This window comes from Pseudomonas sp. CMR5c (assembly GCF_003850545.1).
Taxonomy (GTDB): Bacteria; Pseudomonadota; Gammaproteobacteria; order Pseudomonadales; family Pseudomonadaceae; genus Aquipseudomonas; species Aquipseudomonas piscis.
In genome coordinates, this window is sequence record NZ_CP027705.1 from 4064959 (window position 1) to 4078029 (window position 13071).

Genomic DNA, 13071 nt, shown 5'->3' on the forward strand with positions numbered 1-13071 from the left:
CGCGCTAAAACTGGCTCCGGCGCGGTCGCGGCGAAATGGCAACAGACCCTAGGCCCCGGGCAACTGCCCCGTCGCCAGTTCCTGCGCAGTGCGCTCCACCGCGCGACGGGTCTTGTCCACCAGCTCGTCGATATCCGCCCGGGTCGCCACCAAGGCTGGCGCCATGATCATCCGGCCCAGGGTCGAACGAATGATCACCCCCTCCTCGAAACCCAGGGTGCGACAGCGCCAGGCGATGTCGTTCTCGTTGGCGAAGCGCTGGCGGCTGGCCTTGTCCTTGGCCAATTGCAAGGCGGCCACCAGGCCGGTGCCCTGGATCTCGCCAATCAGCGGATGGTTGCCGAACACCTCCCGCAGGCACTGCTGCAAGTACGGGCCGGTATCGTCGCGGACCCGGTCCACCACGCCCTCGTCGCGCAGGGCCTTGAGGTTGGCGATGGCCACGGCCGCCGCCACCGGATGCCCGGAATAGGTCAGGCCGTGGGCGAACACGCCACCCTCCTCCACCAGCACCTGGGCGATGCGCTTGCCCAGCACCAGGCCACCCATGGGCACGTAGCCACTGGTCAGGCCCTTGGCGATGGACAGGGTGTCGGGCTCGAAACCGAAATGCTGGTGGGCGAACCACTGGCCGGTGCGCCCGAACCCGCCGATCACCTCGTCGGCGCACAGCAGCACGTCGTACTGGCGGCAGATGCGCTGGATCTCTGGCCAGTAGCTTTGCGGCGGGAAGATCATGCCCCCTGCGCCCTGGAAGGGTTCGGCGATGAACCCGGCGACGTTCTCGGCCCCCAGTTCGAGAATCTTTTCCTCCAACTGCCGGGCGCAACGCAGGCCGAACTCGGCCGGGCTCAAGTTGCCCTCATGGGCGAACCAGTAGGGTTCGTCGATATGCGCGACATCCGGAATCAGCCCGCCCATTTCATGCATGAACTTCATGCCGCCCAGGGCCGTGGCCGCGAGCGTCGAGCCGTGATAGCCGTTCCAGCGGCCGATCATCACCTTCTTCTGCGGCTGGCCGAGGATCTGCCAGTAGCGGCGCACAGTGCGGATCAGCACCTCATTGGCCTCGGAACCGGAATTGGTGTAGATGGCATGGCTGTAGTGCGCCGGCAACAGGCTGAACAACAGCTCGGACAACTCCACCACCGCCGGGTGGGTGGTGTGGAAGAACATGTTGTAGTACGGCAGCTGTTCGAGCTGGGCCGTGGCCGCGGCCGCCAGGTCCTTGCGGCCATAACCGAGGTTGGTGCACCACAGGCCGGACATGCCATCCAGGTAGCGCTTGCCGTCGTTGTCCCAGAGCTGCAGGCCCTGGCCACGCACGATCACTCGTGGGCCCTCGGCGTTGAGGGCCTTCTGGTCGAGGAAGGCGTGGATGTGGTGCGCCGCGTCCAGATCCTGGTAGTCCCGGGTGCTGCGCTGCGGCTGGGGATTGGAAGCACTCATGGTCGTTCTCCTGCACTGTAGGTGGATTGCTCGGAAGGGGTTGTCGGGGCGGCCGGCACCAGGGGTTCGGGGACGAACAGCGGCTTGTGCATCACCAGCTTGACCCAGAGCACGGCGATCAACGAGATGATCCCCAGCACCACCCCGGCGCTGCCGAAGATCCGCGCAGTCATCTCCGGCGCCGGCGAAGCGTGGTAGATCGCGAACAGCATGCCGCCGATACCCACCACCTGGGGCCAGGGATAGAACGGCGAGCGGAACGGCCGGGGCGCGTCCGGATAGCGCCGGCGCAGGGCGATCACGTCGATGTGCACGATGATGTAGGCCAAGAGCCAGGCCAGGGCAGCGGCCAGCAACAGCAGGCTGACCGAATCCGGGTCCTGGCCCAGCAACAGGATCGGCAGGCCGGTGATGGCGGCGATGAACAGCACCGCTACCCAGGGCGTGCGGGTGCCCGTGCTCAGGCGTTTGAACTGGGGAAAGGCCTGGCCGTTCTGGGCCATGCCGTAGAGCATGCGGGGCAGCGCCGCCAGTGACGAGTTGACCGTGCTGCAGGTGGCGGTGAGCACCGCGCCCACCAGGAACGCCTTGCCGGTCTCGCCGAACACCGTGGTGGCGAACAGGAAATGCGGCAGCGGATCGCTCGCCAGCTGGTCCCGGGGGATGCACAGCAAGGCGCCCAGGCAATACAGGGTGATCACCAGGAAAATCAGGCTCAGGCCGATGATCATCGAGCGCGGGATATTGCGCTCCGGACGCTTGGTCTCCTCCACCAGCGGGCAGACGAACTCGGCGCCGACGAAGCCCCAGATGGCCATTGCCGCCAGAGCCAGGGCCCCGAAGTGCAGCGGGTTCCAGCCCTGGTCCAGGGGCAGTTGCAGGTCGGCCTGGGGACTGCCGATGGCCCCCAGGCCCAGGGTCAGCAAGATCACCACCATCACCACCGCCAACACCGTCTGCAGCTTGGCGAACACGTCGATGCCCAGCAGGTTGAGCACGGTGAAGGTGCCCAGCACGCCATAGGCCACCACCATGGGCGGCAGCGCGCCGGGGTAGACCTTGCCGATGATCAGGTCCAGGAGCAGCAGCTCGGCGGACAGGGCGAACATCGCCACCACCATGTAGCCGGAGAAGGTCGCGAGGATCGCCGGGAAGTGCCCGATGGCCACCTCGGTGTAGCTGCTCAGGCTACCGGCCCGGGGCACCAGCAGCGCCAGTTCGGAAAACGACAAGGCATAGGTCAGGGCCAGCAGGTAGCCCAGCAGCAGCGGGATGAAGAACCCCATGCCGGCCATGCCTGCGCCTTGCAGCATCATCACCATCACTCCCTGGGAAACCACCAGGCCCACGGCCACCGAGATCAGCGAGCCCAGGCCCAGGACCCGGCGCAAACCACCCTTGGCGGCGGAACCCGTGGCCCCGTCCAAGACATTCGTCGTCATGCCACATACTCCGTTCTTATTGTTGTGAGCCTGCCGCCAGGGCGGCAGGCGCGACGGCACCCGCACGGCGCCGCAAGGCATCGAGCAGCATTCAGCGCAGCTGGAACCAGGTGGTCTTGAGCTGGGTGTATTTATCGAAGGCATGCAGCGACAGGTCGCGGCCGAAACCCGACTGCCGGGCACCGCCAAAGGGCACGGTGACGTCCAGGGCATCCACGGTGTTCACCGACACGGTGCCGACCCGCAGCTGCCGGGCCACGCGATGGGCCCGGTTGAGGTCGTCGGTCCACAGCGAGGCCGCCAGGCCGTAGACGCTGTCGTTGGCCAGGGCGATGGCCTGTTCCTCGCTGTCGAATGCGCTCACCGCCAGCACTGGGCCGAACACCTCTTCGCGGGCGATGCTCATCTGTGGCTGGACACCGGTGAAGATGGTCGGCTCGATGTAGTTGTCGCTGTCATCGATCCGCAGGCGCCGGCCACCACAGGCCAACTGCGCGCCTTGTTCCCGGGCCCGCTCGATATGGGCCATGACACTGGCAGCCTGGCGTGCATCGACCATGGCCCCGGCGCGGCTGGCCGGGTCCAGGGGATTGCCGGGGCGCCAGTCCCGGGCCTTGGCCAGCAGGCGCTCGACGAATTCATCGTGGATGCTGCGCTGCACCAGCAACCGCGAGTTGGCCGAGCACACCTCGCCCTGGTTGTAGAAGATGCCGAATGCGGCCTTCTCGGCGGCCAGGTCCAGGTCCTGGCAATCGGCGAACACCAGGTTCGGGCTCTTGCCGCCACACTCCAGCCAGACCTGCTTGAGGTTGGACTGCGCCGAATACTGCATGAAGTACTTGCCCACCTCGGTGGACCCGGTGAATACCAGACAGTCCACATCCGGGTGCAAGCCCAGGGCGCGCCCGGCCTCGGGCCCCAGGCCCGGCACCACGTTGAGCACGCCTTCGGGCAGACCGGCCTCCAGGGCCAGCTCGGCCAGGCGCAGGGCCGAGAACGGCGATTGCTCGGCGGGCTTGAGCACCACCGAGTTGCCGGCCACCAGGGCCGGTGCCAACTTCCAGGCGGCCATGTCCAGGGGATAGTTCCAGGGCACCACCGCAGCGACCACCCCCAGTGGCTCGCGGCGGATGCTGACATGGCTGTCGGCCGTGCCGGGGGCTACCTGGTCGTAGAGTTTGTCGATGCTCTCGGCGTACCAGGCGAAGACGTTGGCGGCGCCAGGCACATCGACATTCCAAGCTTCCATCACCGGCTTGCCCATGTTCAGCGAATCCAGCAAGGCCAGCTCCTCGCGGTGCTCGAGCAGCAACTGGGCCAGGCGCAGCAGTACCCGCTTGCGCTGTACGGGGGCCATGCGCGCCCAGGGCCCCTGTTCATAGGCTTGGCGGGCGTTGGCCACTGCCAGCTCGACATCGTCGGCATTGCAGGCACTGACCTGGGCCAGCACCTGGCCGGTGGCGGGGTTGATGGCGTCGAAGGTCGCGCCTGACCGCGCCGGCTGGCGGCGTCCGCCGATCAGCGCCTGGTCTATGAATGTCTGTTGGGCAGCCCGTTGCTGCCAGTAACGAAGATCGAACACGCTGCATGCCCTCGTCGGCCGTTGCGACGGCCTGGTTGTTATAGGAGTTCAAGGCGATGGTGCGTCACTGGGGAGCGGAGGAAAAATACTAAAAATATGCTCCAGTCCCATGAAAAAGCTCTGTAGCAAGATAAGCCTCGACAGCCCGTCGCAGAGCCCTAGCGAGCCGCAGCCCGGGCTGGCGCGCGGGGCTGTGCCAGGGTCGGCGGACGAGATCGATTCAGGCCGGTTGCGCCAGCCAGTCCGCCAGGCGCAGCAGCAGCGCATCGCAGGCCGCGAGCTGCTCCAGGCTGATGAACTCATCCGGCTTGTGCCCCTGGTCCATGCTGCCCGGCCCACACACCACCGTGGGGATGCCGGCCTCATGGAACAAGCCGCCCTCGGTGCCGAAGGCCACGGTGCCAAACTCCCGGGAACCACTGAGCAGCGCCAGCAGTTCGGCAGCCTCGCTGTCGGGCGCGGTGGCCAGCCCCGGATAGGCGCTCAAGGGCTGCAGGTCGATGGCGGTATCGGCGTGCACGGCGCGCATCCCGGGCAGCAACTGCTGCTGGGCATAGGCTTGCAACTCGTCCACCACCTGCCGGGGGTCGAAGCCCGGCAGGGTGCGCACCTCGAAATCGAACTGGCAATCCTGCGGCACGATGTTCAATGCCCGGCCGCCACGGATGATGCCGGTCTGCAGCGTGGTGAAAGGCGGATCGAACCGTCGGTCATGGTGCTGCGGCTGCGCCAGGCGGGTGCCGATGTCCCCGAGCTTGCCGATCAACCGCGCCGCGTACTCGATGGCGTTGACCCCCTGGGGCGCATAGGCCGAATGACAAGCGGCGCCCCGCACCTGGCAGCGCATGGCCAGCTTGCCCTTGTGCCCCAGCACTGGCCGCAGCTCGGTGGGCTCGCCGATCAGGCACAGCAACGGCCGGTGCGTTCGGGCCTGCAAGCGGGCGAGCATCGGCCTTACGCCGAGGCAACCCACCTCCTCGTCATAAGAGAACGCCAGGTGCACGGGTAGCCGCAACGGCCGCCGGAGCAAGGCCGGTACCGCCGCCAGCACCGCGGCGATGAACCCCTTCATGTCTGCCGTGCCACGCCCGTACAGGCGCCCTTCATGCTCGCTCAGCACGAAAGGCTCCACCGTCCAGGCCTGGCCATCCACTGGGACCACATCGGTGTGGCCGGAGAGCACGATGCCGCCACGGTCGTCGGGACCGATGCTGGCGAACAGGTTGGCCTTGGTGCGTTCGGGGTTGTAGATCAGCTCGCTGTCGACCCCAAGGCCCGCCAGGTAATCGCGGATGAAGGCGATCAGCTCCAGGTTGGAATCACGACTGACCGTGGCGAAGCCCACCAACCTTGCCAGCAGTTCACGGCTCGACGGCTCATTCATTACCCGGCACTCCATAGCTGGGGGCCGCCGTGGGGTCCAGGGCCCGGGTCAGGTAGTCCTGCATCTGCGGGCGATAGGCTTGCCACAGGTCATTGAGCTGGCCGATGGGGTTCTCTTCGGCCCAGTCCACCCGCAGGTCGACCACGGGCCAGGTCAGGTCATCCACCACCATCAGCGCCGCCGAATGCACCGGCCCGGCCTCGCCGCCGGCGCGCATCGCGGCGTGCATGGCCGCCAGCAAGCGTTCGGCGAGCATCCCCGGGGTGCCCTCGAAGGCTTGGACCATGGCCTCGATAACCTCGGTCCCGGCCAGCAGGTTGCCGGCCGCTACGCACTGCTCGCCAGCCACGGCGTTGTGAGTGCCCAGGGCCTGCTGGCCGCTGAACAGCGCGGTGCGCCCCTGGTCGTCGATTACCGTGACCTGGCGGTACTGGCTCCAGCCATTGCGCCCCAGGGCCTGTTGCAGCGCCTGCTGCGGTTCCAGCTTGTGGCTCTCCAGCAGGTCGAGGATCTGCGGCCCCAGGGCCGGCAGGGTGACGTTCTGGGTGGCTACCGCCCCGACCCCGGCCCGGACCCAGGGACAGCGCGCGCCCACGGCGATGCTCGAGGAACTGATGGCAATGCCCAGCTGGCCGGTTTCGGCGCAGCGCCCAACGATGGAAAAAGTCATGGCAACGATAGCTCCTGGGGCGGGCCAAGCGGCGCCGCCGAACTCCACAGTACGGCACTCACTCGGGAATCACCGCGATCACGTCGATCTCCATCAGCCACTGGGGCTGGCCCAGGGCCGCGACCACCAGGCCGGTGGAGATCGGGAACACGCCCTTGAGCCACTTGCCCACCTCCTGGTAGACCGGCTCGCGGTAGCGCGGATCGGTGAGATAGGTGGTGGTCTTGACGATATGGGCCAGCTCGCTGCCGGCCTCTTCCAACAGTTGCTTGACGTTCTTCATCGCCTGTTCGGCCTGGGCTCGTGGATCGCCGAGCCCCACCAGGTTGCCGGCGAAATCGGTGCCCACCTGGCCCCGGACATACACCGTGTTGCCGGCGCGCACCGCCTGGCAGAGGTCGTTGTCCAGGCTCTGGTTGGGATAGGTGTCCTTGGTGTTGAACATGCGGATACGGGTATGGACTGGCATCAACGGGCTCCCACGGAACTGAAGGTATGGACGCTGGACTCGGCCGGCTCGCTGCCATAGGCCTGGTACTTGCGCTGGGTGGCGATGTGATCGGCGATGTGCTTGGCGTCGTGCCAGACACCCCAGATGAACGACGAGCCGCGCCGTGACAGCCACGGCAGGCCGAGGAAGTAGATCCCCGGCTCGCGGGACACGCCGCGCTGGTGCAAGGGCTTGCCCTGTTCGCTGAAGGTGTCGACCTGCAACCAGGAAAAATCCACGGCATAACCGGTGGCCCAGATGATCGAGGTGATGCCCGCGGCCCGCAGGTCCAGCTCGAGGATCGGTCGCGTCACGCACTCTGGGTCCGGCAGGCGTCGCCGGGCTTCGGGTTCGGCCGGCAGGTCGAGGCCGTTGCGGACGATGTAGGCGTCGGCGGCATCCAGCAGGGCCAGGTAGTTCTCGTCGCCCCGGGCGAGGTTGTCCACCAGGTCGGCCTGGAAGCTCACCCGGTCGCCGTCGAAGGCCTTGGTCAACCCCACCAGGGTGATTCCCTGGTGGGCCAGGGCACGGAAATCGATGGTCCGGCCGCCACGGGCACCACTGACGGCGATAGTCACGTGCTCGCGGCCGGGCTTGGCGATCTCGGCGTCCCACTCCCCCAGGACCCCGAGCCACCAACAGAAATCACGGCCGCGGTAGGCGCGTGGCGGCCGGTCGTGGGCGCCCACCGACAGGTACACCTGGCGGCCGGCACGTTGCAGCTCATCGGCGATCTGCACCCCGGACGATCCGGCGCCCACCACCAGCACCGCGCCTGCCGGGAGTTGTTGCGGGTTACGGTAGTCGGCGGAGTGGATCTGCAGGAGCCGGGTATCGACAGGAGCGATGGGCGGGATCACCGGGCGCTGGAACGGCCCGGTGGCCGCTACCACCCGATTGGCCTGGATTGGCCCCATGGACGTCTCGACCGTGAAGCCGGGACGGCCGACGTTGCGCTGCACCTGGCGCACTTCGACACCGGTACGGATCGGCGCGTCGACCTGGCGGGCATAGGCTTCGAAGTAGTCCGCCACCTGGTCCTTGGTGGCGAAGGCGTCGGGGCCCAGGTCGAATTCCAGCCCCGGGAAACGGTCGTGCCAGGCCGGGCCGTTGGCCACCAGCGAATCCCAGCGGCCACTGCGCCAGGCCTCGGCGATGCGCTTGCGCTCCAGCACCAGGTGCGGCACGCCCAGCTTGCCCAGGTGCTCGCTCATGGCCACGCCGGCCTGGCCCGCACCCACCACCAGGGTATCCACGTGTATTTGTTCAACGCTCATGTCTGTGTCCTTCTGCGAGACGGCAGGCACCGGCGGAAGGCTCGGCGCCTTGTTTCAGAACCCGGGTTGTCAAGTCGGATGCGCAGATGGTGCGACAGGCGTTGGCGCAGGAAAATTACTAAATATGTGCTCGCTGGAGAGCAAAAAACGAGGCAGCTTGCGTGGGACATTCAGTGCTTGACCGGCGGCCGCTGCGCGCCCGTGCGCAGCCTGCGGCAGTGGCTACAGGGCCTGCCTCGATGATCGGGTCCACGCCTGTGGTCGCTGCCGCGCCAGGGCCCGCAAGGCCTTCGACCACCGCCCTGCCCCGTGCAAGCGAGGCCGTCCGGCGAAAATCCATTTCCGTGCTTTCGATCTGTGGGCACTGAAGGCACAATGCGTACCTTTTTGGCTGGCCCTGCCGGAGATCGCCCAATGATCAAGACGCCTTACTACCTCATCGACAAACAGAAGCTGCTGGTCAACATGCAGAAGATCGCCTATGTGCGCGAGCAATCCGGCGCCAAGGCCCTGCTGGCCCTCAAATGCTTCGCTACCTGGTCGGTGTTCGACCTGATGCAGCAGTACATGGACGGCACCACTTCCTCGTCGCTGTACGAGCTCAAGCTGGGCCGGCAGAAGTTCGCGGGCGAGACCCATGCCTACAGCGTGGCCTGGGCCGACGATGAGATCGAGGAAATGCTCGATAACTGCGACAAGATCATCTTCAACTCCATCGGCCAGCTGCAGCGCTTCGCCGAACAGTCCGCCGGCAAGGTCCGCGGCCTGCGGGTTAACCCCCAGGTAAGCAGCTCCGACTACCTGCTGGCCGACCCGGCTCGTCCATTCAGCCGCCTGGGCGAATGGGACCCGGCGAAGATCGAGCAAGTGATCGAGCAGATCAGCGGCTTCATGTTCCACAATAATTGCGAGAACGGCGACTTCGGCCTGTTCGACCAGATGCTGAACCACATCGAGGAGCGCTTCGGCCACCTGCTGCACAAGGTCGAATGGGTCAGCCTGGGCGGCGGCATCCACTTCACCGGCGAAGACTATGCCCTGGATGCGTTCTGCGCCCGGCTCAAGGCCTTCTCCGAAAAGTACGGCGTGCAGGTGTACCTGGAGCCCGGCGAAGCGGCGATCACCCAGAGCGCCTCGCTGGAAACCACCGTGCTCGACACCCTGTACAACGGCAAGCACCTGGCGGTGGTGGACAGCTCCATCGAAGCGCACATGCTCGACCTGCTGATCTATCGCCTCAATGCCAAGATGGCCCCCAACGACGGCGAGCACACCTACATGGTCTGCGGCAAGTCGTGCCTGGCCGGCGACATCTTCGGCGAGTACCAATTCGAGCGTCCGCTGGCCATCGGCGATCGACTGTCGTTCGTTGACGCGGCGGGTTACACCATGGTCAAGAAAAACTGGTTCAACGGTCTGAAAATGCCGTCCATCGTCGTGAAACAACTCGACGGTAGTGTCGAAGTGGTTCGCGAGTTTGGTTTCGAAGACTACCTGTCCAGCCTTTCCTGAACGGGCAGGTAATTAAGGAGAAGTAAGTAAATTGAAGAAGAATGTTCTTATCATTGGTGCAGGAGGTGTCGCCAAGGTGGTGGCCCACAAGTGCGCGCAGCACAACGACGAACTCGGTCGTATTGCTATCGCGTCGCGCAACATCTCCAAATGCCAGGCCATCATCGAAAGCGTAAAGGCCAAGGGCAGCCTCAAGGTGCCCGCCGATATCCAGGCCTTCTCGCTTGACGCTCTGGATGTCGAGGCGACCAAGGCGCTGATCCGCGAGACCGAATCGCAGATCGTCATCAACGTCGGTTCCGCCTTCCTCAACATGTCGGTGCTGCGTGCCTGCATCGATACCGGCGTGGCCTACCTGGACACCGCGATCCACGAAGAGCCGGGCAAGATCTGCGAGACCCCACCGTGGTACGGCAACTACGAGTGGAAACATCTCGAGGAGTGCCAGCAGAAGAACGTCACCGCCATCCTCGGCGTGGGCTTCGATCCGGGCGTGGTCAACGCCTACGCTGCCCTGGCCAAGCAACAGCATTTCGACCGCATCGACTCGATCGACATTCTCGACGTCAATGCCGGTTCCCATGGCAAGTATTTCGCCACCAATTTCGACCCGGAAATCAACTTCCGCGAATTCACCGGACAGGTGTGGAGCTGGCAGGACAGCCAGTGGACCAGCAACACCATGTTCGAAGTCAAGCGTACCGACGACCTGCCAGTGGTGGGCTCGCAAAATCTGTACCTGACCGGCCACGATGAAGTGCACTCGCTGTCCAAGAACCTGCAAGTGCCCAACGTGCGCTTCTGGATGAGCTTCGGCGAGCATTACATCAACGTGTTCACCGTGTTGAAGAACCTGGGCCTGCTCTCCGAGCAGCCGGTCAAGACCGCTGAAGGCCTGGAAGTGGTGCCGCTCAAAGTGGTCAAGGCCGTACTGCCCGACCCGGCCTCCCTGGCCCCGGGCTACACCGGCAAGACCTGCATCGGCGACCTGGTCAAGGGCACCAAGGACGGCCAGCCGCGCGAGGTGTTCATCTACAACGTGGCCGACCACGAGGAAGCCTACGCCGAGACCGACAGCCAGGGCATTTCCTACACCGCAGGCGTGCCGCCAGTCGCCGCCGCCCTGCTGGTGGCCCGTGGCGAGTGGGATGTGCAGCGCATGGTCAACGTCGAGGAGCTGGCGGCCGAGCCGTTCCTCAAGGCGCTGGACGTGATGGGCCTGCCGACCCGCATCAAGGACGAGCATGGCGACCGTCCGTGGGACGCCGCCATCTAAGGTAGTCCCGAACGCAGGGGGCGCCCGCCGCGGCGCCCCCTGCCCCGCCGGCGACACATCTTTCGTTTGTGCGCCGCTTTTGCATTTCTGTGCGACAGTTCCCCTTTCCGGGGCTCCCGCAGCCCTCCTGCGCAGTGTTAGCTTGGCAAGGTTTCTGTCTGGCCTATCAGACATTCCCTACCCACCTCCTGCAAAGGAATGCCCTGCGTAATGGACTTTTCCCTCAAGCACCTGGCCACCGCCACCCTGATGCTCGCCAGCCTGTCGGCGTTCGCCAACGTCGCCCAGGCCAACATCACGCCGCAACAGAGCGCGGCCATCCTCAAGAACTTCAACGACGCCTCGGTCAAGGACTTCCGCCAGTTCATCGGAGAGGTCGCCAAGAGCCAGCCGGGCAAGAGCGCCCACCTGACCCCGGCCATCGATGGCTTCCTGGCCGGCAAGACGCTCTCGGCCGAGCAGCAGAACGAGATCCACCGTCTGCTTGGGCTCTATGCCCGGGTCAAGTACGGCAAGGCCGCCACTGAAACCCTGCGCGAACTGGTGGCCATCCCCACCTTCCGCGTGGACGGCGTGCCCCAGCACGAGAACCCGGAATTCCTCAAGATCGCCGACAAGATCAAGGGCCTGGCCCAGGACTTCGGCCTGGCGTTTCGCAATGTCGACAACCGCGTCTACGAGATCTCCCTGCCCGGCAGTGGCGACGAAGTAGTGGGCATCCACGCCCACGCCGACGTGGTGCCGGTCACCCCGGAGAACTGGGTGCTGCAGGACGGTACCCGGCTCGACCCGTTCAAGGTCACGCTGATCGGCGACCGGATGTACGGGCGCGGCACCGAGGATGACAAGAACGGCATCGTGGTGGCGCTCTACGCCATGAAGATCGTCAAGGAAGAGCAGTTGCCCCTGGCCCGCAACTTCAAGCTGCTGGTGGACACCACCGAGGAAACCAGCGGCGATGCCATCCCCTACTACTTCGAACACAACCCGGTGCCCAACTACAACCTGGCGCTCGATGGCGGCTACCCGGTGGTGATCGCCGAGAAAGGCTACGGCACCGTGATGGCGACCTTCCCCCAGCGCGCCGCCGAGGGCAAGGGCGCGCAGATCACCCACTTGACCGGCGGCCTGGCCACCAACCAGATCCCCTCCACCTCGGTGGCGACCCTGGTGACCGAGCAGCCAGCCGAACTGGTGGCCAGCCTGCAGAAGGCCGGGGCCGAGTACGTCAAGCGCCACGGCGGCAACTTCAAGATCGACGCCCGGGTGCAAGGCAAGGACGTGCTGCTGACCGTCACCGGCGTGTCCGCCCACTCCTCCGAGCCCGAATCCGGGATCAACCCGGTGGCGCGGATGCTGGACTTCGTCCACGGCCTGGAGGGCAAGGTGGCGCTCAAGCACAACTCGTTCACCGACGCAGCGCACTACCTCGCCGACAACTGGGGCCTGGACTACGAAGGCAAGAAGCTGGGCGTGGGCTTCTCGGACGCCTTCATGGGCCCGCTGACCACCTCGCCGACCCTGGTCAGCGTGGATGACAAGGCGCTGAAGGTCGCGGTGAACCTGCGCGTGCCCAAGGGCAAGGCGCCAGAGGCGCTGAAGGCGCAGATCAGCGACAAGCTGGAGGCCTGGAGCAAGCAGAACCAGGTGGCGGTGCAGTTCAATACCTCGGTCGCCGCGCCGATGTACCGCAATCCCGAGGGCGAATGGGTCAAGGCGCTGCTGGACGTGGCCAGCGAGAACCTGGGCATGGCCCACAAGTTCGGCACCTCCGCCGGGGCGACCTCGGTACATGAACTGCCCAACGGCGTGCAATTCGGCCTGGCGCGTCCGGAGGTGAAATACACCGGCCACACCGACAACGAGTTCAAGACCGTGGAGCAGTTCCTGCTGGACCTGCAGATCGTCACCGAGATGGTCGGCCGGGTCGGACAGCTGCCCAAGCTCTAGCCATCCCCTTGGCACTGGCCCCTGCGGCCAGTGCACCTG

The 13071-nt window shown here is 65.7% G+C and carries 10 protein-coding genes; 3 read left to right on the forward strand and 7 right to left on the reverse strand.

Annotation, left to right across the window (positions count from 1 at the left end):
• Positions 1–48: 48 nt before the first annotated feature.
• From C4K40_RS18700 to C4K40_RS18730, 7 genes are all read right to left on the reverse strand, one after another.
• Positions 49–1449, reverse strand: a complete 1401-nt coding sequence (locus C4K40_RS18700; RefSeq protein WP_053130984.1) for an aspartate aminotransferase family protein — start codon at positions 1447–1449, stop codon at positions 49–51.
• Positions 1446–2891, reverse strand: coding sequence for an APC family permease (locus C4K40_RS18705; RefSeq protein ID WP_022639309.1), 1446 nt, complete (start codon positions 2889–2891; stop codon positions 1446–1448). Before C4K40_RS18705 ends, C4K40_RS18700 begins: the two co-directional genes overlap by 4 nt.
• 91 nt (positions 2892–2982) lie before the next feature.
• Entirely contained in the window at positions 2983–4473 is a 1491-nt protein-coding gene (locus C4K40_RS18710) for an aldehyde dehydrogenase (RefSeq protein ID WP_053130986.1), read from the reverse strand.
• 220 nt (positions 4474–4693) lie between these two features.
• On the reverse strand, positions 4694–5857 hold the full coding sequence (gene argE / locus C4K40_RS18715) for an acetylornithine deacetylase (protein WP_053130988.1): 1164 nt from the start codon (positions 5855–5857) through the stop codon (positions 4694–4696).
• Positions 5850–6527, reverse strand: coding sequence for a DUF1028 domain-containing protein (locus C4K40_RS18720; protein WP_022639312.1), 678 nt, complete (start codon positions 6525–6527; stop codon positions 5850–5852). The genes argE and C4K40_RS18720 overlap by 8 nt, the downstream gene beginning before the upstream one ends.
• A 58-nt stretch (positions 6528–6585) precedes the next feature.
• Positions 6586–6996, reverse strand: a complete 411-nt coding sequence (locus C4K40_RS18725) for a RidA family protein (RefSeq protein WP_053130991.1) — start codon at positions 6994–6996, stop codon at positions 6586–6588.
• Positions 6996–8294, reverse strand: coding sequence for an NAD(P)/FAD-dependent oxidoreductase (locus tag C4K40_RS18730; protein WP_053130994.1), 1299 nt, complete (start codon positions 8292–8294; stop codon positions 6996–6998). Before C4K40_RS18730 ends, C4K40_RS18725 begins: the two co-directional genes overlap by 1 nt.
• 414 nt (positions 8295–8708) lie before the next feature.
• On the opposite strand from C4K40_RS18730, the gene nspC reads away from it, so the two are divergent.
• The 3 genes from nspC (at position 8709) to C4K40_RS18745 (ending at position 13032) form a co-directional block, all read left to right on the forward strand.
• Entirely contained in the window at positions 8709–9806 is a 1098-nt protein-coding gene (nspC, locus tag C4K40_RS18735) for a carboxynorspermidine decarboxylase (RefSeq protein WP_053130996.1), read from the forward strand.
• A 31-nt stretch (positions 9807–9837) separates the two neighbouring features.
• A complete protein-coding gene (locus tag C4K40_RS18740) occupies positions 9838–11082 on the forward strand; it encodes a saccharopine dehydrogenase family protein (protein ID WP_031320027.1) in 1245 nt (414 codons plus the stop codon).
• A gap of 210 nt (positions 11083–11292) precedes the next feature.
• On the forward strand, positions 11293–13032 hold the full coding sequence (locus C4K40_RS18745; protein WP_053130998.1) for a dipeptidase: 1740 nt from the start codon (positions 11293–11295) through the stop codon (positions 13030–13032).
• The last annotated feature ends 39 nt before the right edge of the window (positions 13033–13071 follow it).